Source organism: Pseudomonas sp. TYF_14 (genome assembly GCF_043105275.1).
Taxonomy (GTDB): domain Bacteria; phylum Pseudomonadota; class Gammaproteobacteria; order Pseudomonadales; family Pseudomonadaceae; genus Aquipseudomonas; species Aquipseudomonas alloputida.
Genome location: NZ_JBICLK010000081.1, coordinates 200,078 through 223,655 on the forward strand (window position 1 = coordinate 200,078; position 23,578 = coordinate 223,655).

Annotated in this window: 37 protein-coding genes and 1 tRNA gene; 26 read left to right on the forward strand and 12 right to left on the reverse strand. The window is 58.8% G+C overall.

What is annotated here, in order from left to right; all coding sequences use genetic code 11:
• Positions 1–87: 87 nt before the first annotated feature.
• Complete coding sequence (locus ACF8O8_RS21375) at positions 88–1,371, reverse strand: FAD-binding oxidoreductase (RefSeq protein WP_003250557.1); 1,284 nt, start codon at positions 1,369–1,371, stop codon at positions 88–90.
• Positions 1,372–1,574: 203 nt separating this feature from the next.
• Here ACF8O8_RS21375 and ACF8O8_RS21380 point away from each other — a divergent pair.
• The 3 genes from ACF8O8_RS21380 (at position 1,575) to ACF8O8_RS21390 (ending at position 3,430) form a co-directional block, all read left to right on the forward strand.
• A tRNA-Val gene (locus ACF8O8_RS21380) sits at positions 1,575–1,651 on the forward strand.
• 239 nt (positions 1,652–1,890) lie between these two features.
• On the forward strand, positions 1,891–2,826 hold the full coding sequence (locus ACF8O8_RS21385; RefSeq protein ID WP_392510394.1) for a hypothetical protein: 936 nt from the start codon (positions 1,891–1,893) through the stop codon (positions 2,824–2,826).
• Positions 2,795–3,430, forward strand: coding sequence for a hypothetical protein (locus ACF8O8_RS21390; RefSeq protein ID WP_392510395.1), 636 nt, complete (start codon positions 2,795–2,797; stop codon positions 3,428–3,430). The genes ACF8O8_RS21385 and ACF8O8_RS21390 overlap by 32 nt, the downstream gene beginning before the upstream one ends.
• Before the next feature lie 7 nt (positions 3,431–3,437).
• Here ACF8O8_RS21390 and ACF8O8_RS21395 read toward each other — a convergent pair whose 3' ends face one another.
• Positions 3,438–4,574, reverse strand: a complete 1,137-nt coding sequence (locus ACF8O8_RS21395) for a tyrosine-type recombinase/integrase (RefSeq protein WP_392510396.1) — start codon at positions 4,572–4,574, stop codon at positions 3,438–3,440.
• On the opposite strand from ACF8O8_RS21395, the gene ACF8O8_RS21400 reads away from it, so the two are divergent.
• On the forward strand, positions 4,465–4,812 hold the full coding sequence (locus ACF8O8_RS21400; protein WP_392510451.1) for a hypothetical protein: 348 nt from the start codon (positions 4,465–4,467) through the stop codon (positions 4,810–4,812). The genes ACF8O8_RS21395 and ACF8O8_RS21400 overlap by 110 nt on opposite strands.
• 3 nt (positions 4,813–4,815) lie before the next feature.
• On the opposite strand, the gene ACF8O8_RS21405 is transcribed toward ACF8O8_RS21400, so the two are convergent.
• The 9 genes from ACF8O8_RS21405 to ACF8O8_RS21445 form a co-directional block, all read right to left on the reverse strand.
• The gene (locus tag ACF8O8_RS21405; protein WP_392510397.1) at positions 4,816–5,541 is read right to left on the reverse strand and encodes a hypothetical protein; all 726 of its coding nucleotides are present in this window, start codon (positions 5,539–5,541) and stop codon (positions 4,816–4,818) included.
• Positions 5,538–6,272 (reverse strand): metallophosphoesterase, encoded by a 735-nt coding sequence (locus ACF8O8_RS21410; RefSeq protein WP_392510398.1) that lies wholly within the window; start codon positions 6,270–6,272, stop codon positions 5,538–5,540. Before ACF8O8_RS21410 ends, ACF8O8_RS21405 begins: the two co-directional genes overlap by 4 nt.
• A complete protein-coding gene (locus ACF8O8_RS21415) occupies positions 6,269–6,589 on the reverse strand; it encodes a hypothetical protein (protein ID WP_392510399.1) in 321 nt (106 codons plus the stop codon). The genes ACF8O8_RS21410 and ACF8O8_RS21415 overlap by 4 nt, the downstream gene beginning before the upstream one ends.
• Positions 6,586–7,320: a hypothetical protein gene (locus ACF8O8_RS21420; protein ID WP_392510400.1), complete on the reverse strand. Its 735-nt coding sequence runs from the start codon at positions 7,318–7,320 to the stop codon at positions 6,586–6,588. Before ACF8O8_RS21420 ends, ACF8O8_RS21415 begins: the two co-directional genes overlap by 4 nt.
• A complete protein-coding gene (locus ACF8O8_RS21425) occupies positions 7,317–8,111 on the reverse strand; it encodes a hypothetical protein (protein WP_392510401.1) in 795 nt (264 codons plus the stop codon). The genes ACF8O8_RS21420 and ACF8O8_RS21425 overlap by 4 nt, the downstream gene beginning before the upstream one ends.
• Positions 8,108–8,251 carry a hypothetical protein gene (locus tag ACF8O8_RS21430; RefSeq protein ID WP_392510402.1) on the reverse strand — a complete coding sequence of 48 codons (144 nt, stop codon included), beginning with the start codon at positions 8,249–8,251 and terminating at the stop codon, positions 8,108–8,110. Before ACF8O8_RS21430 ends, ACF8O8_RS21425 begins: the two co-directional genes overlap by 4 nt.
• Positions 8,248–8,643, reverse strand: a complete 396-nt coding sequence (locus ACF8O8_RS21435; protein WP_274297746.1) for a carbon storage regulator — start codon at positions 8,641–8,643, stop codon at positions 8,248–8,250. Before ACF8O8_RS21435 ends, ACF8O8_RS21430 begins: the two co-directional genes overlap by 4 nt.
• A gap of 90 nt (positions 8,644–8,733) precedes the next feature.
• Positions 8,734–9,132, reverse strand: coding sequence for a LuxR C-terminal-related transcriptional regulator (locus tag ACF8O8_RS21440; RefSeq protein WP_392510403.1), 399 nt, complete (start codon positions 9,130–9,132; stop codon positions 8,734–8,736).
• 158 nt (positions 9,133–9,290) lie between these two features.
• The gene (locus ACF8O8_RS21445) at positions 9,291–10,034 is read right to left on the reverse strand and encodes a helix-turn-helix transcriptional regulator (protein ID WP_054886678.1); all 744 of its coding nucleotides are present in this window, start codon (positions 10,032–10,034) and stop codon (positions 9,291–9,293) included.
• Positions 10,035–10,122: 88 nt separating this feature from the next.
• Between ACF8O8_RS21445 and ACF8O8_RS21450 the strand changes: the two genes are divergently transcribed.
• The 16 genes from ACF8O8_RS21450 (at position 10,123) to ACF8O8_RS21525 (ending at position 18,528) form a co-directional block, all read left to right on the forward strand.
• Complete coding sequence (locus ACF8O8_RS21450) at positions 10,123–10,419, forward strand: Cro/CI family transcriptional regulator (RefSeq protein ID WP_392510404.1); 297 nt, start codon at positions 10,123–10,125, stop codon at positions 10,417–10,419.
• Positions 10,416–11,039, forward strand: a complete 624-nt coding sequence (locus ACF8O8_RS21455; RefSeq protein WP_392510405.1) for a KilA-N domain-containing protein — start codon at positions 10,416–10,418, stop codon at positions 11,037–11,039. Before ACF8O8_RS21450 ends, ACF8O8_RS21455 begins: the two co-directional genes overlap by 4 nt.
• Before the next feature lie 209 nt (positions 11,040–11,248).
• The gene (locus ACF8O8_RS21460; protein ID WP_392510406.1) at positions 11,249–11,569 is read left to right on the forward strand and encodes a hypothetical protein; all 321 of its coding nucleotides are present in this window, start codon (positions 11,249–11,251) and stop codon (positions 11,567–11,569) included.
• Positions 11,566–11,877, forward strand: a complete 312-nt coding sequence (locus ACF8O8_RS21465; protein ID WP_392510407.1) for a hypothetical protein — start codon at positions 11,566–11,568, stop codon at positions 11,875–11,877. The genes ACF8O8_RS21460 and ACF8O8_RS21465 overlap by 4 nt, the downstream gene beginning before the upstream one ends.
• Positions 11,874–12,110 (forward strand): hypothetical protein, encoded by a 237-nt coding sequence (locus tag ACF8O8_RS21470; RefSeq protein WP_392510408.1) that lies wholly within the window; start codon positions 11,874–11,876, stop codon positions 12,108–12,110. Before ACF8O8_RS21465 ends, ACF8O8_RS21470 begins: the two co-directional genes overlap by 4 nt.
• Positions 12,107–12,370: a hypothetical protein gene (locus ACF8O8_RS21475; RefSeq protein WP_392510409.1), complete on the forward strand. Its 264-nt coding sequence runs from the start codon at positions 12,107–12,109 to the stop codon at positions 12,368–12,370. The genes ACF8O8_RS21470 and ACF8O8_RS21475 overlap by 4 nt, the downstream gene beginning before the upstream one ends.
• Positions 12,367–13,110, forward strand: a complete 744-nt coding sequence (locus tag ACF8O8_RS21480; protein WP_392510410.1) for a phage antirepressor — start codon at positions 12,367–12,369, stop codon at positions 13,108–13,110. Before ACF8O8_RS21475 ends, ACF8O8_RS21480 begins: the two co-directional genes overlap by 4 nt.
• Entirely contained in the window at positions 13,107–13,481 is a 375-nt protein-coding gene (locus tag ACF8O8_RS21485; protein WP_392510411.1) for a hypothetical protein, read from the forward strand. Before ACF8O8_RS21480 ends, ACF8O8_RS21485 begins: the two co-directional genes overlap by 4 nt.
• Positions 13,478–13,705 carry a hypothetical protein gene (locus ACF8O8_RS21490; protein WP_392510412.1) on the forward strand — a complete coding sequence of 76 codons (228 nt, stop codon included), beginning with the start codon at positions 13,478–13,480 and terminating at the stop codon, positions 13,703–13,705. Before ACF8O8_RS21485 ends, ACF8O8_RS21490 begins: the two co-directional genes overlap by 4 nt.
• The gene (locus tag ACF8O8_RS21495) at positions 13,702–14,496 is read left to right on the forward strand and encodes a helix-turn-helix domain-containing protein (protein ID WP_392510413.1); all 795 of its coding nucleotides are present in this window, start codon (positions 13,702–13,704) and stop codon (positions 14,494–14,496) included. The genes ACF8O8_RS21490 and ACF8O8_RS21495 overlap by 4 nt, the downstream gene beginning before the upstream one ends.
• The gene (locus ACF8O8_RS21500; RefSeq protein WP_392510414.1) at positions 14,483–15,301 is read left to right on the forward strand and encodes an ATP-binding protein; all 819 of its coding nucleotides are present in this window, start codon (positions 14,483–14,485) and stop codon (positions 15,299–15,301) included. Before ACF8O8_RS21495 ends, ACF8O8_RS21500 begins: the two co-directional genes overlap by 14 nt.
• Positions 15,298–16,710, forward strand: coding sequence for a replicative DNA helicase (locus tag ACF8O8_RS21505; protein WP_392510415.1), 1,413 nt, complete (start codon positions 15,298–15,300; stop codon positions 16,708–16,710). The genes ACF8O8_RS21500 and ACF8O8_RS21505 overlap by 4 nt, the downstream gene beginning before the upstream one ends.
• Complete coding sequence (locus ACF8O8_RS21510) at positions 16,697–17,203, forward strand: hypothetical protein (protein ID WP_392510416.1); 507 nt, start codon at positions 16,697–16,699, stop codon at positions 17,201–17,203. The genes ACF8O8_RS21505 and ACF8O8_RS21510 overlap by 14 nt, the downstream gene beginning before the upstream one ends.
• Entirely contained in the window at positions 17,200–17,487 is a 288-nt protein-coding gene (locus ACF8O8_RS21515) for a hypothetical protein (RefSeq protein WP_016489225.1), read from the forward strand. Before ACF8O8_RS21510 ends, ACF8O8_RS21515 begins: the two co-directional genes overlap by 4 nt.
• A complete protein-coding gene (locus ACF8O8_RS21520; RefSeq protein WP_392510417.1) occupies positions 17,484–17,873 on the forward strand; it encodes an antiterminator Q family protein in 390 nt (129 codons plus the stop codon). The genes ACF8O8_RS21515 and ACF8O8_RS21520 overlap by 4 nt, the downstream gene beginning before the upstream one ends.
• Positions 17,874–18,195: 322 nt before the next feature.
• Positions 18,196–18,528 carry a phage holin, lambda family gene (locus tag ACF8O8_RS21525; RefSeq protein WP_392510418.1) on the forward strand — a complete coding sequence of 111 codons (333 nt, stop codon included), beginning with the start codon at positions 18,196–18,198 and terminating at the stop codon, positions 18,526–18,528.
• Positions 18,529–18,567: 39 nt separating this feature from the next.
• Here the strand turns inward: ACF8O8_RS21525 and ACF8O8_RS21530 are convergent, their stop codons facing one another.
• Positions 18,568–18,804 carry a hypothetical protein gene (locus ACF8O8_RS21530; RefSeq protein ID WP_392510419.1) on the reverse strand — a complete coding sequence of 79 codons (237 nt, stop codon included), beginning with the start codon at positions 18,802–18,804 and terminating at the stop codon, positions 18,568–18,570.
• A 190-nt stretch (positions 18,805–18,994) separates the two neighbouring features.
• Here ACF8O8_RS21530 and ACF8O8_RS21535 point away from each other — a divergent pair, with 190 nt between their 5' ends.
• The 6 genes from ACF8O8_RS21535 to ACF8O8_RS21560 all read left to right on the forward strand — a co-directional run bounded on the left by ACF8O8_RS21535 (position 18,995) and on the right by ACF8O8_RS21560 (position 23,577).
• A complete protein-coding gene (locus ACF8O8_RS21535) occupies positions 18,995–19,207 on the forward strand; it encodes a hypothetical protein (RefSeq protein WP_392510420.1) in 213 nt (70 codons plus the stop codon).
• 60 nt (positions 19,208–19,267) lie between these two features.
• Entirely contained in the window at positions 19,268–19,450 is a 183-nt protein-coding gene (locus tag ACF8O8_RS21540; protein ID WP_392510421.1) for a hypothetical protein, read from the forward strand.
• Positions 19,441–19,821 (forward strand): HNH endonuclease signature motif containing protein, encoded by a 381-nt coding sequence (locus ACF8O8_RS21545; protein ID WP_392510422.1) that lies wholly within the window; start codon positions 19,441–19,443, stop codon positions 19,819–19,821. The genes ACF8O8_RS21540 and ACF8O8_RS21545 overlap by 10 nt, the downstream gene beginning before the upstream one ends.
• 146 nt (positions 19,822–19,967) lie before the next feature.
• A complete protein-coding gene (locus tag ACF8O8_RS21550; RefSeq protein WP_392510423.1) occupies positions 19,968–20,453 on the forward strand; it encodes a phage terminase small subunit P27 family in 486 nt (161 codons plus the stop codon).
• Positions 20,453–22,177, forward strand: a complete 1,725-nt coding sequence (locus tag ACF8O8_RS21555; RefSeq protein ID WP_392510424.1) for a terminase large subunit — start codon at positions 20,453–20,455, stop codon at positions 22,175–22,177. Before ACF8O8_RS21550 ends, ACF8O8_RS21555 begins: the two co-directional genes overlap by 1 nt.
• The gene (locus ACF8O8_RS21560) at positions 22,177–23,577 is read left to right on the forward strand and encodes a phage portal protein (protein ID WP_392510425.1); all 1,401 of its coding nucleotides are present in this window, start codon (positions 22,177–22,179) and stop codon (positions 23,575–23,577) included. The genes ACF8O8_RS21555 and ACF8O8_RS21560 overlap by 1 nt, the downstream gene beginning before the upstream one ends.
• Position 23,578: the final 1 nt, after the last annotated feature.

Sequence of the window (23,578 nt, forward strand, 5' to 3'; positions counted from 1 at the left end):
CGGCAAGCCCGCGCCCACAGGATTTGTGCTTATTGCACAGTCCGTGTGGGCGCAGGTTTGCCGGCGAAGAGGCCAGGCCTGCCTGAATCAGAAGCCCAGGCGATCGCGCAGGCTGTAGTACCAGGCACCGATGGCGCTGAAGGGTACGCGCAGCATCTGGCCACCCGGGAACGGGTAGTGCGGCAGGCCGGCAAAGGCGTCGAAACGCTCTGCCTGGCCGCGCAGGGCCTCGGCCAGCACCTTGCCCGCCAGGTGGGTATAGGTCACGCCGTGGCCCGAGCAACCCTGCGAGTAGTAGATGTTGTCGCCAATCCGGCCAACCTGTGGCAGGCGCGACAAGGTCAGCAGGAAGTTACCGGTCCAGGCGTAGTCGATCTTCACGTTCTTCAGCTGCGGGAAGGCCTTGAGCATTTTCGGGCGGATGATCGCCTCGATGTTGGCCGGGTCACGCGCGCCGTACACCACGCCGCCACCGAAAATCAGGCGCTTGTCGCTGGTCAGGCGGTAGTAGTCGAGCAGGTAGTTGCAGTCCTCGACGCAGTAGTCCTGCGGCAGCAGGGTGCGTGCCAGTTCTTCGCCCAGTGGCTCGGTGGTGATCACCTGCGTGCCGCATGGCATGGACTTGGCGGCCAGCTCGGGTACCAGGTTGCCCAGGTAGGCGTTGCCGGCAACGATGATGAACTTGGCGCGGACCTTGCCCTGCGGGGTATGCACGACCGGGTTGGCACCGCGTTCGATGCGCACGGCCGGGGTTTGCTCATAGATGATGCCACCCAGCGACTCGACCGCGGCAGCTTCACCCAGGGCCAGGTTCAGCGGGTGGATGTGGCCGCCGCTCATGTCGAGCATGCCGCCGATGTAGCTGTCGCAGGCAACCACTTCGCGGATGCGCTTCTGGTCCATCAGCTCCAGCTGATTATGGCCAAAGCGTTCCCACAGGCGCTTTTGCGATTCCAGGTGACCCATCTGCTTGCTGGTAAGGGCAGCGAATACGCCACCATCTTTCAGGTCGCACTGAATGTTGTACTTGGCCACGCGTTCACGAATGATGCGCCCGCCCTCGAAGGCCATGTGACCCAGCAGTTGCGCCTGCTTGGGGCCGACGGTGCGTTCGATGACATCAATGTCGCGGCTGTAGCTGTTGACGATCTGGCCGCCGTTGCGGCCCGATGCGCCGAAGCCGACCTTGGCCGCTTCGACGATGCTCACCTTGAAGCCGTTCTCCAGAAGGAACAGGGCGCTGGACAGGCCGGTGTAGCCGGCACCGATGATGCACACATCGGTTTCCACCTCACCCTGCAGCGCCGGACGTGGCGGCACCGGGTTGGCCGAGGCGGCGTAGTAGGACTGGGGGTAGGGGGTGTTAGCCATGCTGCAGGAACCTCGTGTTTTATATTTTTAACGAATGTACCGATGCTATCAATAATAATAAACACCCGCTAGTCGTCTGGTGAAAATCCTTTACGGGGCCCCCCTCAGTCAGCCTCTCTATAAAGAGTTTAAGATTCAGTAGGTTAGCGCGAAAAAAAGTGTTGACAGGGTTTTTGTAATGCGTAGAATGCGCACCACACGACAGGCACATAGCTCAGTTGGTTAGAGCACCACCTTGACATGGTGGGGGTCGTTGGTTCGAGTCCAATTGTGCCTACCAAACAAAGGCCCCGGTTTCCGGGCACTTGAAGGGCGATCCGAGAGGGTCGCCCTTTTTGCTTTTGCAAAACTTTTGCAAAATATTTGCAAAACCACCCACCCATCCACCTGACATCGTCTGTGGCCAGACAGAAGGCGTGTGGCGATTTCAGTGATGGCCCATTGGAATCATGCGCGTGGTGTTGTAATGTACGCGCGCCCAGCTAATCTGTTTCGTGTGCAACAGGGATGTGAGTTAAGATGTATATAGTAAAAAATTATGGTTTTTCATTTTCTACTGATAATAGCCACATTGATTTCAAAGATTTTTTTCAGTCGATAGTTGGTCAAAAACTATCTTTCCCGATGAGTTCTGGAAATAATAGAGAAATTATTCTGGACTCTGATGGTGCGTTCTTTTATGGTGTTGTTATTACTATAAAGAATCAGCGTCAATACGCGTCTTTGATTAACGGTAAAAATGGCCTGGCTGTGAAGATAACCAGTCTGGCACAATTAGAAAAGATAGCAGAATTCAATTTTTTTATAATCAATAAAAAGAATGGATTTGGCCTGTATCAGCACCACTTTGGTGCCTGTACTCTTCCGAACTTTGCATCGATGATGACGTCGATGTACCGCAGGAAGCTGGTCTTGGAGAAGGAAAAGCAGTTAAAGGCTCTTGGTGATGATGCGCCGAAAAAACAGGTGGCCGCGATTAATAGCAAGTTCTTCCACGGCCTGCAGTTTCAAATGCTCGTTCAGGAGCGCGATATTGAAAAAGTGCTGGATGCTTACAAGGATATTCGCTCATTTAAATATGAGGTGGCCTCGGTCGAGTCTCATCTTAATGACGCAGTGCCTCTACAAGGCTTGGTAACTAAGTCCGTTCATCAAGTAAGGTTTGATGCTGGGGTGGACAAGTCGCGTATTATCCAGGGTATTAGCTTGATGATGCCGATGGTGCGAGAGAGAACAGCTAGAGTTGAGGTTTTGGACGACGAAGATGAACCTTTTTCGTTGAAAATCATGAACGTTCCTGTAAATTATGGTGAAATTGACTATAATTCCTATATGCTGGGGCTAGGTGGTTTTCAGCTTGATAACGTGAAAGGATGCGCTTTATTCAAGGCCCTCAAGCACAAAATCGAAAAGGAATATTCACATGTCTTCTCGAAAACTGTCGCTAAACCATAATAAGGAAATTGGCATAGCTCTCGTAGCCATGCTGATAACCGTAACAATGTATGTCGGTGCGGTCTGTGTTGCGTCAACTCCGCACCATGCTGTCGATTTTTTGTTAGTGGAGCCGGGCACCACAGCAAAGATTTTTGAGTTTTATTCGTCTAATTTAAGGGCAAGCTTTTTTACTGGCTTTTTGGCCCTTGGTGGTTTTTTAATGTCCGCGAAAACTTTTATCATTGTTAATATGAAAAAAGAGGTTTTCGATACCGCGGGCTACGAAAAGGAGTGGAGAGATAGTTATAAGCTGTCCGGTCCAGGGAAGTCAGTGCCATTGTTCTATCCATTGCGCAGATTGAGCAATATCCTTTTCTACACTATTTCGTGCAGCTTTATCACCTCGGTTTCACAGCTCACTTTGGGTCTTTTTTCTACAATTTTTACAACCTTTGTATGTATTTTCTTTGTGGTCGTCACCCTGCTATTTCTCACGCTTACGTTGTTCTTGATCAAGAAGAATCTTGCAACGATGTTTAATCATTTGGATCAAGTTGCTATTCAGAAGGCTGAGAAAGCTTTAGAAGAAGAAGCTTCTGAAGCGTCGACTAATGACGGCTGACCAATTCCTATAGCATCAGATTCGCCTCTACAATCACATACTCGATCCCTTTCTCAACGTGGCCATCTTGATATCGCTCTGTCATTTCAGGTGTTGCGTGGCCCATCAGCGCCTGAACGTATTCCGTAGGGAATTTCTGCTGCTCGTAAAGCCAGGCGCCCAGGGCCCTGATCTCATGGAAAGTTGGGCGCTCTTCGAAGTCTAGGTGGTCGTAGGCCTTCGCGGCGTCCCTGGCCTTCCTGAAGCTCTTGGACAGGTAGTCCGGGGTAACCGCCGTCCAGTGCTCCTTCGCCTCGATCTGGTCCTGACGGCGTGCCTTCGGGCGATAATGGATCAGGAGGGGTGAAATGATTGGCGACCGAAAGCACTCGTTCACCGTCTCGCGCAGAGCCTTGCCCATGATTATCTGCAGGTGAATCGGCGTGTCGTAGTTGTCGGTCTTGCCGGGGGACACCTTGATGGTGTTCTTGATCAGGTCAACTGCCGACTTCTTCCAGGTCACGATGTCTTCACGGCGCTGCAGGCTGGTCAGGCCCAATCGAATGGCGCGCTTTAGCCACGCCGGAGTTGTATCTGCGTCCAGGATCTTCTGTACGCCCTCTAGAGTGTGGCGCTGGCGCTTCTTCTTGGCTTCCTTCTTCAGCAGGGTCATATCGGCGGCGTTGCGCTCCGCCATGCCCTTGGCGATAGCGAATGTCAGCAGGCTAACCAACAGGGCTCTATGCTTCGTGTAGGCATTGTTGCTGAACTGGTCCAGGTATTCCGCTGCCGCCAACACGTCGAACTGCCCCACCAGCATGTGCCCGATGTCCGTCCGGTACCGCTTGAGCTTGTAGCCGATCTCGTCCAGAGACGAACGCGCATAGCCGCGCTCGGGCAGCCATTCGGTTTCGAAGCGATCAATTAGGGCGCCGATAGTGGGCAGGCGGTCCCCGGTGATGGTCGCCAGCATCTCGCCGTTGTCGGTCATCAGGAATGCCAGCTTGGCATTGGCGGCCTTGGCCAGGCGCACGGTCTCGTCATAGGACTTGTTGATGCTCGTCATCTTCCCGGTGATCGGATTCCGGTACCGCCAGTATTTCCCGTTGGGGTACAGGTTCGGCGGGAGTGTTTTGTTCCTGGGGCTGCGTGGTCGTGGCGCCATTTCAAATATCCAGCATCTGAGCCAAGAGTGGGTCGTACGAGCCGATTACGGCGCTTTGAATGTCTACGAAGTACATCCCACCGCGGACTTCGCCCGCCAATTCCCCCTCATCAATCCATTTCTTCAGCTGCTGCAGGCTCGGCTTTCCGCCGGCGTAGCGCAGTTTCCGGTACTCGCCAACCTCTATAAGCCTAGGCAGGTTGACGGTGATCTGAGCTATGACTTTAGCCATGGCTGAGCCTCAATTGTTACTGTGATTCGACGCCTGATGCGTCAGGTTCTGGTTGTCACGCCGATCTGTCACGTCAGCTATCAGCGCGTTACAGCGGCTCACAACTTCATCCAAGGCCTGCTGGCGCTGGGGTCGGTAACCCGCCATGTATTGCCGGTGATGGGCTGCTTCCTCTGCCGCGCTGTCCCGCAGGTCTTCGAACAGGTCCAGGTCACAGATCACCTTCCCGGCCAGTTCATCGCGATAGGCGACAAAGTCAGCAGGCCGGCGCCGCTCGCGCAGGGCATTAACCGCGCGCAGCACCGTGTTGACAGCCGAACTGATCCGCGCCCTCTGCACTTCTGAGAGCTGCTCCGCTGGAGTGTCGGCATAGTTGCTATCCAGATGCAGTGCATCGCATGCCGCCTGGAAGTCCGAGGCGTGCAGATGGCCCTCGGCGCTCTTGGCACGCTGGCGCCAGTACTCGGCTCGGTCACGCAGTGCTTTGTTTTCCGCGAGCAGGCCCAGGATGGTGGCCGGGCAGGCGGCGGCGATGAAGGCCGCATTGGCGCGGCACTCATCGTCCGTTTTCACACGGCAGTTGGCGAATGCCTGGGCAATCATCCCGCTGTTCTCATGCGCCACGTAGGCGTACAGGAGGTGGCCGTGCTCGTTGATGTACTCGCCTTCGGTGACCCACCGGCCTTGGGTGGCTGCCAGCGCAAGGGCTGCCAACCTAGCTTCGTCGATTTTCAAGTTCTATCCTCCCAATCCCAGCTCATCTTCGGGTCAATCGGCGGGTGAGCCTCCAGGGTGTGCAGGTCCAGCAGCGTGAAGTGGCCTTCCATCCAGCCACCGGTGTCGATGTGGTAGACGTTGCCCAGCAAGACCGGGCGTCGCACGGGCGTATGCCCAACCACGACCGCACGCACGCCGCCGACACCGTGGTGTTGCTCGTGGGTGATCCTGCTACGCGACCACTGCACCGCTTCCTCGACGTTGCGCATTCCCGGCATGCAGCCATCTGCCCAAGACTGAAGCATTCCCCAGGCCGGGAATGGACAGTCCGCGTGCACGATGCCTACCAGGCCCCGGGGCGTCATGACCTCGATGATCAGCGGCAAGTCGGCCAGCAGTTCGACGTAGCAGGCCTGCTCAACGGACGATCTGGCATAGAGCCAGGCCCCGCCGTTGGAAAGGTGCACGTCGCCAACCCGGCCGGAAGGATCGAAGCGGTAGGCCTCGACCGCCATCTGTTCGTGGTTGCCGCGCACGGCGTGGAACCATGGCTTGGCCAGCCAGGTGTCGACCTGATCTGACTCTGGGCCGCGATCGACCAGGTCACCCACCGAGAACAGCCGATCAGCATCAGGATCGAAGTTGACTGCATCCAAGGCGCTCTGCAGGCGGGTGAAATGGCCATGGATATCGCCCACGGCGAAGTCGCGGCCGGCGGTGTTGATTGGGAAACGCTGCAAGATGCTCACGACAGCACCCCCGTGGCCCGCGCAGCGGAAGCAACGATGAAGAAGGACACAACGAACGCCGAGGCAGCCATCATGGGATGGCCGCTGTATATCAGCGCATATAGCTGGAATCCCGTGCTTGGCACACTGATCCACCAGTAGCGCAAAATTCGCTCGGCCACTTCACCGGTTACGGTCCCTGATGCCCAGCCGATCCAGGCCATGGCGTTGAAGGCTACAGTGACATAGAAGGCGAAGCGGCTGAGCGGGGCACCTCCGAACAGCAGTGACAGGCTGATGACGGCGCTGATAGCGGTGGAGATAAGGGTCTGGATCATGCCCGACCTCCCGCCAGCGCCGCCAGCTCGGCCACCAGGGCCTCGGTGCGCCCGTAGAACTTGCCGGTTTCCTCGTTCACGAACCGCTCGAGCACGGTGGACACCGCCACCTGGTTGGCCAGGCCGTGCAATGCGGCTGTGTGCATGGCGGTATCGGTCGACGGCGCATGGACGAAGGCGTCCTGGCTGATCAGCAACGTGCGCACCGGGCGAATGCCCTTGCACTTGCTAGCCCAGTTGGTAGTCGGTGTGCACCACGGCAGCATGTGCAGGCACCAGGAGCTGCCGGCGGAGTTCTGCGTGCTGGACCAGTATTCCATGTGGGTGAAGGCCTGGGCCGGGCCGCCAGCACGGTGAGAGCTGTAGTAACGGTCCCAGTCCGGCAGCTGGAGAAGGTTCGCCCGCATAACCTGCAACTGCTCAATGCTCGGCAGATGCCACCCTCGCTGCCCACGGATGGACATTCCAAGAACCTTCCGGGCGATCGCACTGCCGGCCTCTGCCATGGCGCGGGTGTTCTCCAGGCCGTCATGGAACGACAGGGCGCCGCGGACGTTCACGCGCGGGCCGGGTTGCTCCCACCACTGGGCAGCGGTCTCGAACTCACGGCCTGCGTCGATGATTGCGTGCTCGGCGCCGGCGAAGAAGATCCGCCCGGCGAAGAAGCCCCCGCCCAGGGGCTGGCCGATGGCGGGGAGGGCGGCGTGGTTGATTGCTCGGCGCTTGATCATTCTGGCAACCCTCCCGATGCAATCAGGTTTCGCGCAATCGCGACCAGGTCATCGCTCTCGATGCTCTCGGCGTGCTCGGCGTAATCCAGAACGCGCAGGGCCTCGGCCTGATTGCGAGGCTTGATCTCTGCCAGCAGCCCTTGGACAAACCATTCGCGCGCGATGGCCTCGTGCATCCCATCACCCCATTCGCCAGCAGCGTGCCGCAGGGCATACAGCCGATCCCAATACGCGATCTCATGCAGACAGTCGTCGAGGGTGTTCGGCATCAGGTCGGCGTGCTTGCGGAAGCGCTTGGCGACCTCGGCCTTGTCGTTGTCGATGTAGTCCTTGAAACCCTTGCAGCGCTTTAGGGCCTTCTCGCAGAACTGCTCGGCGGGCGTGTCTTCGAAAATCGTCTCGCCCTCGAAGCGGGCCTGCGCCTCAGACGCAAGGGCGGCTTTCTCCAACGAACCCTTGGCCAGCCCTTCAAGGTCAGCAAAACCGAACGAGAACATCACCGCAAAGGGATTGCCCCCGCTGTTACGCTTCACATAGTCGACATACCGCTGCTCAATCTCCTTGAGCGGTGTATTGATCTGCTTGGCTGCGTCCAGGGCGGTCGCGATCGGCCCGGCCTGGCCGGTCTTGATCACTTCACGCAGCCACAGAACTGCATCCACCTCCTTGTCGCCAGTGATGACCTTCTGCTCGGGCAGCACCTGAACTGCTGGCGCCGTCTCCGCGCTTGGCCGGATCGGGGGCAGGGTGAACAGGGCGCGATGTGCCAGGTTGTCAGTCAAATTGATCATGCTATCCCCCGGAAGTGGTCGGCCGGCACTTGGCGCCCGTCCAGGCCGCAAGCGGCAGACAAGTCCAGCACTTGGCCGAAGGTGGTTTGACGCTGCTGCAGGGCATCCCACAGCAGCAAGAGCAGGCCGGCCTGGCTCATGGCTGCTGCTCCTGCACCACCTGCTGCTGCAAGGCCTCCAGGCGCAGGGCGGTGTCGATCTCCTGATCCAGCTCTTCGCCGGAGAGCCAGTTATCGCCGCGCACTACCAGCAGGTCTTCGTCAGGATCTTCGATGCGCTCGCGGTCACGCAGCCAGCGGTAACGGCGCGCATCTGCCGCCAGCTTGACGTGCTCGTCGATGCTGAACGCTGGCGCTTCCTCGACGGTACCTTCAGCCACGCGGCGGGCGTGGATCTCTTCGCGGTCAACGATCACCCCGCGCGGGGCCTCAATCCCCAGGCGAACCTGGCAGCCGTTAACCTGGGCCACGCTGACCCGGATGTTGCCGCCGATGATGACGGCCTTACCGATGTTGCGACTGAGCATAAGCATGTGAATCTCCTTATTTCGGGCAAGCCGGGGGCCTGCCGCGGTTGTTGGCTTTCGCAGAAATCATGAATAGATCAGGTCAGGCGGAGAGCGTCACGCCACCGCCAAGGCGCATTCGGCGCGCCGGGTTGCTACACGGATTTCAACCTTTCGCTCGCCGCTGTTGCCGCCACGACGAACACGCATGGCTTGGTCGTCTCCGATCATGCTGTGGATGGCCATAATCAGGGCCAGTGCAGTTACGGCAGGGCTGATTACGCCACGCTTGAAAGCTTCAGCAACCAGCGCAGCACGACGGGTGACACCCCATTTAGTGCCGAGGGCGATCAAACGCTTCTTGACGCCATCCTCGCTGATGCCCAATGCCCGAGCTGCTTCTTTGCCAGAAGCTCCACCAGCGATGGCCAGCAGGCATTCCAGCTCGCGAGGAGCTGCGCCATGACCAAGAAGGCCCTGCCAGTTGCCGATGGTGATCGAGCTTGCGGTGGTCATGGTGGCGCTCCTTGCTGTTGGGATGAGTTAAATATGGATTAACTCATATTCTTAGTCAAGGTGTTTGCTCATATTTTGGTGCGGATACTCATAAATCTCGCAGCGCGGGCAAAAAAAATCCGGCCAATGGCCGGAATTTCGGTTGCTTGAGTTGGGGCCTATATGGTGGCGGTATACCAGAATACGCGACCGAGAATCTTGAGCTTGCCATCCAATGCTTCGACCAGTGGGTAATCTTCGTCAGGATGGTCCGCTCGGTTGTAGCTCCTTAGCCGAGTCCCATAATCTGGAAGGCTATGTAGCAGCTTCACTCTGAGCTGCCCCCTATGGGCGACTGCGTACATTCTCCCGTCATCACCATCTAAGATCTGGGTGTTTATGGCAACCACGCTACCTGAGGGCAGGACTGGGTCCATCGAGTTTCCGCGCACCTCAATACAAAATGCGCGATCCGGAGTGATTCCTTGTCGGCTGAGAATCTCAGTATCGAATCGCATTTTGCGAGTTTTAGACACTGCGAATCCTGGTGGGAGAACGAGGCCGCTCCTCAGCACAGACTCAGGGGCATCTCGGTCCTCTTCAATGAACCAGAGGAACGTTTCCGAGTCATCCAGCGGCGAATCTACATCCCATGTGTTGAACGGGCGTGTAGTTTTGAATCCATCAGGCACCGGACCGCGAAAAATGACATGGTCCTCAACCATTGGCCCCACGCCAGTCTCCAGCCACACTGGACTTACCCCGCATACGCTAGCAATCGAGACGGTGTGCGAGGAACCCTGAGACTTCCCTCTTTCAAGGTTCGAAATAGAGGTCTGGTCAATTCCCACTTGGCGAGCGAGCTCTGCCTGGGTAAGGCCTGCTTGCTTACGGGCTGCTTTCAAACGTTGGCTGTAGTTCATCTCAATATCTTCAGGGGTTTACCCCTAGGCTTGCAAATGAGTATTCTCATGATATAGCCTAGGGGAAAGCTCATAAAAGGTGTTGGATATGGATCCTCGCATCCAGAAGCTCATAAGCCATTTCGGTACACAGCAGAAGGCAGCTGTGGCTCTGGGTGTCGACCAAACGACGATCTCTGGATGGTTGCGCGGCAAACACTCTATTTCGCCAGCAAATGCACTTCGTATTCAGATCGCCACATCTGGAGCTATCCAGGCTGCTGACGTTTGCTCTGTTCTCGCGGATTTGGCCCCGACCTTGAAGCAAATGGTACCTGCCAACAGCCATCAGCGTAACTCCACTGAGGTGGCTGTGAATCCATCCAGTACCGGAGGTGCGCAGTGAACAACGTGATTCCCTTCACCTATCAAGGGCAGCCGGTGCGCTTCACGACGGATGGCTGGCTTCACATCACCAAGATCGCCGAGCGCTTCGGCAAACGGGTTGATCACTGGCTCGACAACGCTGAGACGCTTGAGTATTTCCGAGCTCTGGATGAGCACCTGGTTGGCCGCGAGTCTGAAGTTCTAGATACCCGGAATTCCGGGTATGTAAAAACCAGTAAGGCACGCGTTGATCGCGGTGGCGGGACTTGGCTTCACCCGAAGCTGGCCGTTTTCTTCGCTCGCTGGCTAAGCGCGAAGTTTGCCGTCTGGTGCGATGAGCGCATCAGTGAACTCCTGCACGGCGCCCCATTAGCGATCGATAACTTCAACCGCGCCTGCAAACGCTTCGACGTGCGCGAATCTAGCGCGAGCGCGGCCGGTCGCGAACTCAACAGTTGGCGCCGCGAAAAGCCAGCGCTGCTGGCTGAGGTAGAGCGTGGGCGCCAGCTCCTGCAAATGACCTTCGGCTTTGGTGACCCTGGTCACCACCCCAAAGAAAGCTGTCATGGGCAAGAAATACATGAGCCTGGAAGGCCGGGGCAAAATTCTTTTCAAGCCAGATCGGCCTCTAGGCCTTGATTCCGACTTTTTCTGTGAGAGCTTTGAAGGCAGGGGGAATTTGAATGATTAGCACAGACACCGCAAAGCCGCCTTAACCGAGCGGCCCCACCAATTTCTGCATATGGCTTAGCCCAAAAAGCAGAAAACCCGCTGCCAGGCGGGCTTCTAGAACCGACCTCTGCCAGGAGGTCTTCGCTTCACATCACCTTGAGATAGGAGGATGCGCTATGTCGCACCCGAAAAATACCACCACGCCATTACCGGCGCAACTGCCACTTCTCCGCCCCATGGATTTCGGCTCGCATGAGCTTGAGGGAGATGCCGTCTTTTCTATCAAAGCCGATGTTGGCTTGATGGAGGGTATTGGACTGGCTGTCGGGCTCACCGAGGGTATTCATCAACTTGCCCATCGCCTTCAGCTGGCGGCGAACATGGGGGAGTGCATTCGCACGAATGAGCTTCGAGCGCTGGCGTTCCTGGCTGATGCGGCGAACACGCTGAACCGTAGCGCGCAAGTTGCCTTGGAGAAATGGGAGGTGCAGCCATGACTGCTACTCCCCAAACGCTCGCCCACGAATTCCATACCCAGGCATTGCATGCGGTATTCGAGGCAGTTGGAGGTATTCCCGTGCATGAGTCACTCGATGCCGCCACTGACCGTCTTGAAGCGGTCGTGGACGGCCTGCGCGAGTTGATGCAAGAGCCATCGGTCACCAATCTCGCAACTCTTGTGTTTTATGCAGCTGAATCGGCGCTGGCTCTGGTTTACGCCGCGCATGCCGGAGTGGCGCCCGACCAGGACGGCGCGCCACAAAACACTGCATCTCCAGTTCGTGGCGCGGAGGCGAACCAATGACCACGACAACCAGTGAATTGGGCGAAAAGGTCATGGCCCGTCTGCGCGTGATCGAGAGCTTCGCCTCCATCCTCATGGAAAACCACGCCTTCAAGGACGACCAGCCGAACGGATTCGAGCCTCAGCTTGATTTCCATGGTGAGTCCGCCATCCACGAAGCGATGTACATGCTGGCCGATCAGGCCCGGGACCAGTTGCTGCAACTGATGAATGCTGCGGGGGATAGCCAATGACCAGCCGACTATCAAAGAAAGCCGCCTCGGCGGTGCCTGATCTGGATGGCAACAAAGACTTGTTCAATCAGCTGATGGCAAAGGTAAGCCTGGCAGCTGGCGCAAAGACCAGCTATTGCGAACTGGTCGTGGTGCAGATGCTTTTCCACTTTGCCCGGGAGGCGTGCACGAGCGATATCCCTCTGTCCTTGCTGAAGGGTGTTGTCGAAGCGGCAGTAGTCGACGTAGAGCAGGCGCTGGTAGCGGGAGGTGCGGCATGAACCTGCCTTCTGCAGCTTTCACCACCATGGATACCACCGAGCTGCTGGTGCTAGTCAACGAGGCGCGGGCTTCGTTCGGCGAAGGATCGGTCCGGCACAACGACTTTGTTGCACGCTGCAAGGACGAGCTCGATGGGGAGCACTACGAAACTTTCGTAGTGCAAAATTTGAACAACACCCAGTCTGAAGGGCTACGCCTTACCGCCGACCAGTGCAAGTTGGTTGCTATGCGTGAGTCGAAGGGTGTTCGCCGTCGCGTGCTTGCCCGCTTGAATGAGCTGGAAGGTCAGCAGGCCCGCCCGATGACCCAGGCTGAGATCACAGCCGCCAACGCCAACCACCTGGTGGCCGTCGAACGGCAGCAGCGTGAGCAGCAGATTGCCTTGGAGCGCATCGAGCGTCGTGTTGATGACCTGAGCCAGACGACCGTCTGGGACCACTGCCCACAGAACTGTCAGTCGCTCACCCGCATCAAGGAAACGATGCTCAAGCGGCACGGGCTGTCCGGCGCGGTTGTGGACTACGTGCTCAAGGTCTGGCCCAACCAGCCAAACCCAGCCGGAATGGTCCGCAACGGTCACGAAGAGGCGCTCGGCTCCCAGTACTTGGTCTGGTCGAAAAGCCACGTAACCGCTGCCTTCCATCGCTTTGTCTCCGAATCCACGATGGTCACCGCCACCCAGGCGACCCACCCATATTTTGAGGGCCGGTTCCGCCTGGTCCAGAAGGTCCAGCCATGAAGAAACCTACCAAACAGCAACTGATCGAGCGCATCGCTGAGCTATCGATTGAGCACTGTCACGCTCATTACGCGGTCACGTGCCTGCGAGAAGACTACAAGGATGAGGTGTTCCGCTACTTCCGGGCTCATGGCGAGCCGTATCCGAACCGTCACGGCATTGACTATTCCGATCCTGCCTACGACGGCGTCATTCGCGCAACCGCTCAAAGCTACGAGCGCATGAGCGAGGCCAAGCGGCATCGGTACAACATCAAACGGCGTATCGACACGGCTGTGCGAAACCTGATGAGCCAATGCGGCGAGCAGTTGAAGCGCCCCGCGCCGGCAGTTGTGAAACGCGCCACGTTGAGCGGGGAAACCCTCCAATGAACCCGTCTGCCCCCCCCCAGGCGCTCCCGCAGCGCACTGGCGCCACGATCATCAATGGACCCTGGCCGACCTATGCCCAATTCCGAAGCCTGCCGGAGCGCGAGCGCTGGACGATCTACGAACTGGCCAAGGCCGGGCGTCAGACGATGGAAGACAAGGGCTTCGAGATGGCCGAAACCTACGACGCTTTCGTGCGACGGGTTACCGAGGAGCTTGAGCTGTGAGTATCCAATCCATGACCTGGGCGCTTGAGCAGCGCTTGGTCACCGACCCCACTTGCCGCCATGTGCTTTTGTGCCTGGCCAACTACGCCGACAAGAACGGGCGCGGGGCGTTTCCTTCAGCGTCGAGCCTGTCGGATGACACCGGTCTCTCCGAGCGGACCATCCGCTACAAGCTTGATGCCCTGGAGGCCGCTGGAGTTATCCGGCGCGGGAACCAGGCGATTGCCGCCGCCTATATCGACCGCTATGACAGGCGCCCGGTGGTGTACGACATGGTCGAAAATCGGGGTGCAGCTGCTGCACCCCGCGATGACGAGGATGCTGAACGGGGTGCAAATGAAGACGCCACGGGGTGCAGCTCACAACAGAACGGGGTGCAAATGACGACAGAACGGGGTGCACCAGCTGCACCCAATCCGTCATCTATCCGTCAGTTATCCGTCAATAAACCAAAGAAGCGTGCAGGCAAGCCTGCTGGGGAGAAGTCAGCCAAGTTTGATCCTCTGAGTGCGAAGCCTGCAAACGTATCGGTTGAGACCTGGGCCGACTGGTGTCAGCACCGCAAAGAGATCCGCAAACCGCTGACCGCAACGAGCTGCAAGCAGCAGGCTGAGGATCTGGCCAACCACCCGAACCCCGATGCTGTGATCAAGCTTTCGATCGGCAAGGGGTGGACAGGGCTCTTCCCTGACAGTGCTCTCCCTGCTCGGGCTGGGACACAGGCCAACGCAAGTGCAGTGCTGCAAGTACCAGCCCACCACCAGGAGATGTACCCTGATGACCTCATCTAAATTTAGGCCAGCCCCAGGCGAGCGGGCCGCCGGCATTGCCAAATGCGAAGCGCCTGGGCATGGGCAGTACGAAACGAAGCAGGTTGAGCAGTTCGATGGCGGGTGGAAGGCAACTGAGTGCCCTCGCTGCCGCTGGGAGGCACTGAATCTCCAGTGCGAAGACAGCGTACGAGACGCTGCGTACGCCAGCAAGGAAGCTGACGAGCTCAATCGCGACCTGTTCGCCACTGGCATAACGCCGCGCTTCCGTGGGTGCACGTTCGACAGCTTCATCACTAACGCCGAATCGGCCAAGGTCCGCGCCCAGTCTATTTGCCGGCGCTACGCCGAAGAGTTCGAAAGCCACTACCGGGCTGGCCGCGCACTGATGCTGCTTGGTGAGGTCGGGAACGGTAAAACCCACCTGGCATGCGCGATCCTGCAGCACGTCGTACGGAAGTACGGCGCCCAGGGTTTGATCGTCACCGCCGAGGCGATCATGCAGGCCGTGACAGACAGCTTCAGGAGCAACGCTGGGCCTTCGAAGTCCGACCTGCTGGCCGAGCTGGCTGCAGTCGACCTGCTGGTGATCGACGAGGTGGGCATGCACACGCCGCGTCTAGGCAAGGATTTCATGCCCAGTCTGCTGCATGAGGTTATCGACCGCCGCTATCAGCTTGTTCGACCGACGATCCTGATCAGCAACCAAGACCGTGAGCAACTGCCGGCCTTCATCGGGCCACGGGCCATGGACCGCCTGCGCGAGAACGGCGGCCTGCTGGCGCCATTCACCTGGTCGTCGGCGCGTGTCGGGGGTGGAGCATGATCAGTCAGGAGTATCTGGATTGCATGCAAGGCGAATCGCGGCTGCACAGCCCTGAATCGGAGCACGCCCTGATCGGCGCTATGATCCACCAGCCAGCGCTCATTGACGACGTGAAGCTTGAGGTCGGGGATTTCTACCAGGCCGACTGCGCGGAGCTGTTCGAGCTGCTGCTGGCGCTCAAAGCGAAGGGCCGGCAGATCGACGTGGTAACTCTGTCCGACGCCCGCCCGGCCTTGGCAGACGGTCGTGGCACGTTGGCAGTGGCTGCTCATATCGCTCACAACACACCCAGCGTGGCGAACTTTGCCGAGTACGCCCGGATCGTGAAGCAGCGGTCGGTGGCCCGCCGGGTTATCGCTGCTGCGCACATCATGTCGGAGCGGTTGAAGGATGGCGACTCGCTGGACGAGGTGTTGGCGCAGGGGCAGCAGGCCTGGATTGCCCTTGAGGCGGAAGGGCTGGATTCCCGCAAGCGGTACCGCTTCGTGGGCGAGATCCTGCCCGAGGCAATCGACGGGATTGATCGCCGTTTCAATCGTGACGTGGTACTGGGCTTTGACACCGGCCTGCCATCGCTCGACAAGTTCATCCCTGGGGTTTGCCCCGGGCACATGGTCGTCATTGCTGGCGCCCCGGGTAGCGGCAAGACGACCTTGGGTTTGGGCATTGCTGAGCGTGTTGCCCTGGTGGCCAAGTCCACATCGCTGGTGTTCAGCCTTGAGATGACCGATGTGGAGCTGACAAACCGCTCCCTGGCTTCTGTTGGCAGCGTGCAGCTCAAGCACATCACCGAGGGCCATTCGATGGCTGACGGCGATTGGCCAGGCCTGACGGCCGCGGTCAGCCGGCTCAATGATGCGCCCCTGATCTTCTGCGATGACGCCTCCCTGACGATGCGGGATATCCGGCAGATCTGCCGGACGGTTAAGCGCGAGCACGGCCTGGGCTCTGTCACGCTGGATTACATCGGCCTGGTCAACGGCGAGAGCAAGTCAGCCAGCAGGTACGAACAGGTCACCGACATCAGCAAGTCGATCAAGCGGCTGGCTAAGGAGCTGAGCGTGCCCGTGATGGTGTTGGCACAGTTGAACCGCGGCCCCAACAACCGCGCAAACAAGCGCCCCACGAAGAGCGACTTGCGTGACTCAGGTCAGATCGAGGCCGACGCCGACGTGGTGGTGCTGGTTCACCGAGACAGTGAATCCGAGGAAGGGCAGTCGGGCGTCACCGAGCTGATCGTGGACAAGAATCGCCATGGTGAAACCGGAATCTGCCGGGTGCAACACCAGGGCGCCTATCACAGGTTCGCCGAGCTGGTTGGGTATCAGCCAAGTAACGAAGAAGTCGAAATGGGCAGGACATTCGCCGGCCGCCACCGCACCAAAGGAGCTCAGTATGAATCTTTCTAACTTCTGGCCGCGCGCTGGCGCTGGCAAATCCGCAACCCCGGTCGTTTCGGTGAGTGTGGCCAGGCGTGCTGGCGCCGAGCAGCCTGTTGCCACTGGCAATACCCCAAAACCTGCAGAACCGCACCCCCGCCTCGTGGGTCCCCGCGAGCTGCCAGAAAGCCTTGAGGCCTGCGAGGCCCTGCACGAGCAGCTGGTGAGTGACGCAATCCGCCTGGAGCTGGCGCTGAGCCAGGCGCAGGAGGGCGCTGTTCAGGGGCGCCCATACGACCGTAGCTGGTACAACCGGGCCAAAGCCGCCCTCAAGCACATCAACCATGACCGCACCCGGCTGCTGTATCGATGCGGCCAGTTGCGCAAGGAGGCCAAGGCGCACACCCAGCAGCAGATGGACCGGGTCATCCTCGACGTGATCAGGGAGGCCATTCCGGCTGACCAGTTCCTGGGCTTTGTTCGAATCGCTGAGGACCGCATGGCCCAAGGAGTCGCTCGATGAGCAACGTTACTGCGGCCCTGCCGCGCAAGAGCCTGACCGCCGTTGAGTGCAAGTTCCTCAAGGTCGGCAACCGCATGCTGCTGGAGCAGAACAATGGCCGCATCGCATCAGCAGCCCTGATGGATATCGTGGCTGACTGGCACGCCGCGCGCGCCAATGTGGGATTCGAGCAGTTCGCCAAGGGCTGGATCACCGAGGGCAATGCCAAAAACAAACACGCTGACAAGCTGCTGCGCGAGCTGTTCGGCCTGGACACCGACCCAACGCCCCGGAGGGCTGCATGAAGAAACGAACCTACGTGGACAAGGCATTGGGTGATACCGAGTACATGCTCGAGCAGTGGGGTTGGTGGCGTATGGAGGGCATGGGGGTTCCCCGGTACGTCTCGCCGCTTTATGCGCTAATGCGCGACAACGTGCCATCTGAAGGGGGGAGTCGGCAGTACGTGATCACGGATGATCTTGCCCTTGCCGTCGATGGCGCGGTTGCGCGGCTAGCCACACGGAATCAGCAGATGGCGGATTTCATCTGGTCGTACTACGGCTACAAGTGGCCAGCGCTGCGTGTGGCTCGTGAGAACAAGATGGGAGAGGCGAAGGCCAGGGAGATCATCAAAGCGGGCGTTGCCTGGATCGACTGCGCTTTGGAGGATCTGCGAGCGGTCGCATAAAAAGTTCTTTCCACGCGGATAAACACCTGTTTTCATAGCAGCGTGTCCAGCTTGCAAGCAACGCGACACAGAGGAACCCCAGACTTTACGCTCTGGGGTTTTTCGTTTCTGCGGATGACCCGCCCAGGCAGCTGGGCTAAGTCGGTAGTGGCGTCGTCTAATCCCGTGCGGACAATGGGCGGCTACGCGATGAGAGTCTGGGGTACGTGACCCATCGATCCAGACCACCAAGCCGGGAAGCACCGGCCCTCCGCACTCACTCCAAGGGCTCGCCATAACGGCGGGCCTTTCTTTTTCTGCTTCCCGCAAGGGAGGAACCCGGATGCCGAACATGCCAGACAAACCAGACACCTGGGCAATTGCCCTTGCGTGGTTGAGCCAGCATTCGCCCCTGCTGTATGCAGCCGGCCTGTCCTGCGCCATGGCTGTACTGCGCATCACATACGGTGGCGGCACTCGCCGGCAGATGCTGGTGGAGGGCGCCATCTGCGGCGGCCTGACCCTGACGATCATCAGCGGCTTCGAATTCTTCGGCTTGCCACAGAGCATGGCTGCCTTCGTTGGCGGGTGGGTTGGCCTGCTTGGCGTCGAAAAGGTACGCGCCATCGCTGACCGAGTAACCGACATCAAGCTGCCAAGTCGCAAAACCGAGTGATTCGCGCCACAAAATCGAGGCAAGCCGTTTCGTGGTTTTTCATTCTGTGCGCAGCAAAGGGAATCGCTCTTCAGGATTGCGTGAACCAGCGTTCAGTTTCTCGCATTCCGCAGCAGCCGCGGTCTTATTAGTGAAGCCTCGCTTCAGCCTTTCCTTTTCTTGATTGTCGTAGATGTCGAAGCCGCCCGAAGTGGTAGCTGCATAGAACCGGTTACCGATTTGGAAGGATTCACCTTCGATAGGTACAGCCGGAACGATGACGAATCGTGGTTGCATGACTTAGGCCTCCCCATGTGAATACCTAAGTATTAGTTCGATTGCAGAAAGCCAGCAATATGACTCATCGAGCCGAATTGATGGCATCCCGCGTCACTAGCACCAGTGGTCATCTATATCCCTAGGCCAGCCCAAGGGTTGACCCTGCATCACAAAATCACCACCCGCCATTCCGTGGCGCGAGGAACCTATGGAAAAGAAACCCCTGATCCTTGGGCAAGAGCTTGGCCAGGCCGTCTGCCAGGTGCTCGGCTTGGACCCTTCGAAGATCACTTCCGTCACCATTCGCATGGAGCCCAACACCGCTGCTTGCGTGGAGGTGGTCAGCACCATCAGCCAGGTCGAGGGCGAGCAGATCGCAGGCGCCTTGGAGGTCTACGGCCTGACCCGCCGTGGCATGTGATGGCCTGCAGTGGATGCGCCGCCCGGCGCGAATGGATCAACAAGTGGATGAAGGTGGCCCGTGAACGAGCAAGCAATCTCTTTGCTCCAGCAGATCCTGGACCAGCAGCAAAAGCAGACCGGCCTGCTCGAACAGATCGCGACCCAGAACATGGCGCTGATCGAAGCCCTGGCTGACGATACGGCTGCCGACCCAGAGGAACTTCCTCGTACGCACTACCTGGATGGCTCGCCATGCCGCTGAGACCCCAGCGTCCATGCCGAGCATCAGGCTGTCGTGCACTGCACCGGAATGCCACCGGCTACTGCGATTCTCATGTCGACCAGCTCAAGAGCTTCGTTCGTGAGAAGCCACGTGAGAGCTCGACGGCCCGCGGCTACGGGTACAAGTGGCAGCAGGCCCGCGCTGGATATCTGGCCAAGCATCCGCTGTGCATCAAGTGTCAGGCTCGCGGTCTCGTGGTAGCGGCCACTGATGTCGACCACATCGAGCCCCATAAGGGCGACATGACACTGTTCTGGGATCGCTCGAACTGGCAGGCCCTGTGCGGACCATGCCACTCGACCAAAACGGCTTCCGAGGACGGTGGATTCGGCAATTCCCGCCGTAAATGATCAGAAAACGATCAAAAATTTCGAAAATGAGAGAAATTATCATTTAAGGGGAGGGGGAGGTCTCAAAGTTCAGGCCTTTTCGCTTCTAGACCGCGCCCTCAGTCGTTTTTTTACACCCGCGAAATTAAAAATTCAGGAGTTGCGCGATGGGAGGCACCGCCAAGGTCGCCGGCCGTGGTCGCAAACCCAAGCCGACGGCCAAGAAAGAGCTAGCCGGCAATCCCGGAAAACGGGCCCTGAACAAGGCCGAGCCGAATTTCTCCACCATCACCAATGTTGACCCGCCTGACTGGCTCAGTGAGCGAGCAGCCACGATGTGGAAGATGCTTGTTCCCGAGTTGCTGCGCGAGAACGTCATCGCGCTGACTGATCTGCACAACGTCGAGGCGTTCTGCACCGCCTACAGCAACTGGCGAATGGCTCAGGAGGCGGTCGACCAGTTCGGCCCTGTGGTCGAGTCGTCGCAAGGCAGCCCCATGAAGAACCCTGCGCTTACCGCGGCCAACGAGGCGATGCGCCAGATCGTGACATTCGGTTCGATGCTTGGCCTGGACCCAGCCAGCCGGACACGCATCATCGGTGGCAACAAGCAGAAATCCACCAACGAGTTTGTAGCCCTACTGAGTTCCTGATGGCCAAGACCAAACACACCAACGTCGACAAGGCGATGGCGTGGGCAAGGTCCGTCCTCAAAGGGAAGTTTCCGGCCTGCCGCTACATCCATCTGGCGATCGAGCGGCACTTCGAGGACGTCACGGCCAGTCGTTCCAAGGCCTTCCCCTACAAGTTCGATCCGGCGAAGGCCGAGAAGAAGTTGCGGCTCATGCAGCTGCTGCCCCATACGAAGGGCGAGTGGGCCTTCAAGCGGCAACTGATCACGCTCGAACCCTGGCAGCTGTTCGGCCTGGCGTGCACATTTGGTTGGGTCAGGAAAAAGGGCGGCCACCGCCGGTTCCGCGAAAGCTACTGGGAGGTTCCACGCAAGAACGGTAAGTCCGTCATTGCTGCGGGTGTTGGCATCGGCATGTTCACCGCTGACAACGAGTTCGGCGCCGAGGTGTATTCCGGCGCAACAACCGAAAAGCAAGCATGGGAGGTGTTCCGTCCGGCGCGGCTGATGGTCAGTCGATCCCCGATGCTGATCGAGGCGGCGGGAATCGAGGTGAATGCCTCGAACCTGAACATCCCGTCCAACGGCAGCCGCTTTGAGCCGCTGATTGGCAACCCGGGTGATGGTGCATCGCCGTCCTGCGCGATCATCGACGAATTCCACGAGCACGACAGCTCGGCCCAGTACGACACGATGCTTACCGGTATGGGCGCCCGGCGACAGCCGCTGATGTTCATCATCACCACCGCCGGGGCGAACATCGAGGGACCTTGTTACGACAAGCGCCGCCAGGTCATCGAGATGCTCGAAGGCAGCGTACCAGATGAAGAACTGTTCGGTTACATCTGGACCCTGGATGAAGGGGACGATTGGACCGACCCGAAGAACCTGGCGAAGGCCAACCCATGCATGGGTGTGTCGGTGTTTCAGGAGTACCTAGAAAGCCAGCTCGCTCGGGCCATGCGGTCGGCGCGGTTCACCAACACTTTCAAGACAAAGCACCTGAATATCTGGGTGAGCGCCAAAGCCAACTTCTTCAACATGGAGAGCTGGAAGGCCTGTGAGGACACGTCGCTTACGCTTGAGCAGTTCGAGGGGCAGGAGTGGATAGCGGCGTTCGACTTGGCGCGCAAGCTCGACATGAACTCCAGGGCCAGGCTGTTCTGGCGAGTCATCGACGGCAAGATCCATTACTACAGCGTTGGCCCCGCTTTCTGGGTGCCGGAGGACACTGCCTACGACCCCGACAATAAACGGATGTCGGAACGCTTTCAGGCCTGGATCAACTCTGGACACCTGTCAGCAACGAACGGCGCCGAGGTGGATTATCGAGAAATCCTCGAAGACACCAAAGACGCGAACCACCTGGCACCAATTCGCGAGAGCCCGATTGACCCGCACGGTGCCACTGGCCTGAGTCACGACCTGGATGACGAAGGGTTCAACCCGGTCACGATCACCCAGAACTACACCAACATGTCGGACGGTATGAAGGAGCTGGAGGCCGCGATCGAGTCGGGTCGCTTCCATCATGACGGAAACCCCATCATGACCTGGTGCATTAGCAACGTTATCGGCAAGCACCTGCCTGGTAACGACGACGTCGTGCGTCCGATCAAGCAGGGCGATGACAACAAGATCGACGGCGCCGTGGCGCTGATCATGGCGGTGGGCGGCGTGATGCGTCTGGCTCATGTGCCCAGCAATGACGGCTTCTTCGAAAACCCCATCATGGTAGGAATCTAATGGCGCGCGATAAGAAACCAGGGCGGGTAAAGACCGCACTGCTGGACTGGCTGGGCGTGCCCATCGGCCTGAACACCGGTGCCTTCTGGCAAGAGTGGTTCGGCAGCTCGGCCAGTGGCAAGCACGTCACCGTAGACAAGGCGCTTCAACTGTCGACGGTGTGGGCATGCGTCAGGCTGCTCTCCGAATCTGTATCCACACTGCCACTCCGGTTCTACCGGCGTCTATCGGACGGATCGAGGGAGCAGGCGAAGGATCACCCGCTGTATCGACTGCTGTGTCGAGTGCCGAATGCCGAAATGACTCCCCAGCGGTTCATGCTGCTGGTGGTGGCAAGCCTGTGCTTGCGGGGTAACGCCTTTGTCGAGAAGAAGATGGTCGGCCAACGAGTAGTGGCCTTGGTGCCGCTGCTTCCTCAATGCGTGACGGTAAAGAGGCTGGACAACGGTCGGCTTCAGTACAAGTACACCGAGAATGGAATCGAGCGGGAGATCCCCGAGAAGAACCTGATGCACATTCGTGCGTTCGGCCTTGATGGCGTTTGCGGGATGCTCCCCATCACCACGGGGCGCGAGATCCTCGGTTCGGCCATGTCGGCTGAGGAGGCAGCCGCAAAGGTCTTCGCCCAGGGCATGCAAGCGTCCGGCATCCTCAGCAGCGACAACGATCTGAAACCTGCTCAGCGAGAGCAGCTGCGCGCGAGCCTTACTGCCTTCATGGGGTCGAACAACGCCGGCAAAATTATGGTCGCTGAAGCTGGCCTGAAGTATCAGGGGATCACGATGAACCCAGAAGCGGCGCAGATGCTGGAGTCGCGGTCGTTCAACGTAGAGGAGATTTGCCGCTGGTTCCGCGTCCCGCCATTCATGGTTGGGCATATGGACAAGCAGTCCAGCTGGGCCTCCTCCGTTGAGGCGCAGAACCTGCACTTCCTCACAAACAGCCTGCGTCCGCTCTTGGTCAATATCGAGCAGGAGATCACCCGATGCCTCATCGGTGAAGTCGATGCAGACGACTACTTCGCAGAGTTCGCTGTGGAAGGGCTGCTTCGAGCCGATAGTGCGGGTCGTGGCGCCTGGTACAACACGGCCCTGCAGAATGGCTGGATGTCTCGGAATGAGGTGCGCCGGCTGGAAAACCTGCCGCCGATCCCTGGTGGCGATACGTATACGGTCCAGTCCGCCTTGGTTCCCTTGGACCAGCTCGGGAAAGCAGCCGCCGGCGTCTCTCCGGCGGCCTCGGCATTCATGCTTCGGCTGGTCTCGGCGCGCAACAACGACGACCGAGAAGCCATCAACAAAGCGGTGCAGATGGCTTCCGAGGCTCTCGAAACCGGTAACCCGGACGGCCCAATGATGGCCCACGCGCTGATATCGATGCCGCTTCTCAAAGCGGCCTGAC

Bases quoted from the DNA above. Each gene is read 5' to 3' on its own strand.
- ACF8O8_RS21375 (WP_003250557.1), bottom strand. From the start codon at position 1,371: ATGGCTAACACCCCCTACCCCCAGTCCTACTACGCCGCCTCGGCCAAC.
- ACF8O8_RS21385 (WP_392510394.1), top strand. From the start codon at position 1,891: ATGTATATAGTAAAAAATTATGGTTTTTCATTTTCTACTGATAATAGC.
- ACF8O8_RS21390 (WP_392510395.1), top strand. From the start codon at position 2,795: ATGTCTTCTCGAAAACTGTCGCTAAACCATAATAAGGAAATTGGCATA.
- ACF8O8_RS21400 (WP_392510451.1), top strand. From the start codon at position 4,465: ATGCTCGTCATCTTCCCGGTGATCGGATTCCGGTACCGCCAGTATTTC.
- ACF8O8_RS21395 (WP_392510396.1), bottom strand. From the start codon at position 4,574: ATGGCGCCACGACCACGCAGCCCCAGGAACAAAACACTCCCGCCGAAC.
- ACF8O8_RS21415 (WP_392510399.1), bottom strand. From the start codon at position 6,589: ATGATCCAGACCCTTATCTCCACCGCTATCAGCGCCGTCATCAGCCTG.
- ACF8O8_RS21420 (WP_392510400.1), bottom strand. From the start codon at position 7,320: ATGATCAAGCGCCGAGCAATCAACCACGCCGCCCTCCCCGCCATCGGC.
- ACF8O8_RS21425 (WP_392510401.1), bottom strand. From the start codon at position 8,111: ATGATCAATTTGACTGACAACCTGGCACATCGCGCCCTGTTCACCCTG.
- ACF8O8_RS21430 (WP_392510402.1), bottom strand. From the start codon at position 8,251: ATGAGCCAGGCCGGCCTGCTCTTGCTGCTGTGGGATGCCCTGCAGCAG.
- ACF8O8_RS21435 (WP_274297746.1), bottom strand. From the start codon at position 8,643: ATGCTTATGCTCAGTCGCAACATCGGTAAGGCCGTCATCATCGGCGGC.
- ACF8O8_RS21440 (WP_392510403.1), bottom strand. From the start codon at position 9,132: ATGACCACCGCAAGCTCGATCACCATCGGCAACTGGCAGGGCCTTCTT.
- ACF8O8_RS21445 (WP_054886678.1), bottom strand. From the start codon at position 10,034: ATGAACTACAGCCAACGTTTGAAAGCAGCCCGTAAGCAAGCAGGCCTT.
- ACF8O8_RS21450 (WP_392510404.1), top strand. From the start codon at position 10,123: ATGGATCCTCGCATCCAGAAGCTCATAAGCCATTTCGGTACACAGCAG.
- ACF8O8_RS21460 (WP_392510406.1), top strand. From the start codon at position 11,249: ATGTCGCACCCGAAAAATACCACCACGCCATTACCGGCGCAACTGCCA.
- ACF8O8_RS21465 (WP_392510407.1), top strand. From the start codon at position 11,566: ATGACTGCTACTCCCCAAACGCTCGCCCACGAATTCCATACCCAGGCA.
- ACF8O8_RS21470 (WP_392510408.1), top strand. From the start codon at position 11,874: ATGACCACGACAACCAGTGAATTGGGCGAAAAGGTCATGGCCCGTCTG.
- ACF8O8_RS21475 (WP_392510409.1), top strand. From the start codon at position 12,107: ATGACCAGCCGACTATCAAAGAAAGCCGCCTCGGCGGTGCCTGATCTG.
- ACF8O8_RS21480 (WP_392510410.1), top strand. From the start codon at position 12,367: ATGAACCTGCCTTCTGCAGCTTTCACCACCATGGATACCACCGAGCTG.
- ACF8O8_RS21485 (WP_392510411.1), top strand. From the start codon at position 13,107: ATGAAGAAACCTACCAAACAGCAACTGATCGAGCGCATCGCTGAGCTA.
- ACF8O8_RS21490 (WP_392510412.1), top strand. From the start codon at position 13,478: ATGAACCCGTCTGCCCCCCCCCAGGCGCTCCCGCAGCGCACTGGCGCC.
- ACF8O8_RS21500 (WP_392510414.1), top strand. From the start codon at position 14,483: ATGACCTCATCTAAATTTAGGCCAGCCCCAGGCGAGCGGGCCGCCGGC.
- ACF8O8_RS21505 (WP_392510415.1), top strand. From the start codon at position 15,298: ATGATCAGTCAGGAGTATCTGGATTGCATGCAAGGCGAATCGCGGCTG.
- ACF8O8_RS21510 (WP_392510416.1), top strand. From the start codon at position 16,697: ATGAATCTTTCTAACTTCTGGCCGCGCGCTGGCGCTGGCAAATCCGCA.
- ACF8O8_RS21515 (WP_016489225.1), top strand. From the start codon at position 17,200: ATGAGCAACGTTACTGCGGCCCTGCCGCGCAAGAGCCTGACCGCCGTT.
- ACF8O8_RS21520 (WP_392510417.1), top strand. From the start codon at position 17,484: ATGAAGAAACGAACCTACGTGGACAAGGCATTGGGTGATACCGAGTAC.
- ACF8O8_RS21525 (WP_392510418.1), top strand. From the start codon at position 18,196: ATGCCGAACATGCCAGACAAACCAGACACCTGGGCAATTGCCCTTGCG.
- ACF8O8_RS21530 (WP_392510419.1), bottom strand. From the start codon at position 18,804: ATGCAACCACGATTCGTCATCGTTCCGGCTGTACCTATCGAAGGTGAA.
- ACF8O8_RS21535 (WP_392510420.1), top strand. From the start codon at position 18,995: ATGGAAAAGAAACCCCTGATCCTTGGGCAAGAGCTTGGCCAGGCCGTC.
- ACF8O8_RS21545 (WP_392510422.1), top strand. From the start codon at position 19,441: ATGCCGCTGAGACCCCAGCGTCCATGCCGAGCATCAGGCTGTCGTGCA.
- ACF8O8_RS21550 (WP_392510423.1), top strand. From the start codon at position 19,968: ATGGGAGGCACCGCCAAGGTCGCCGGCCGTGGTCGCAAACCCAAGCCG.
- ACF8O8_RS21555 (WP_392510424.1), top strand. From the start codon at position 20,453: ATGGCCAAGACCAAACACACCAACGTCGACAAGGCGATGGCGTGGGCA.
- ACF8O8_RS21560 (WP_392510425.1), top strand. From the start codon at position 22,177: ATGGCGCGCGATAAGAAACCAGGGCGGGTAAAGACCGCACTGCTGGAC.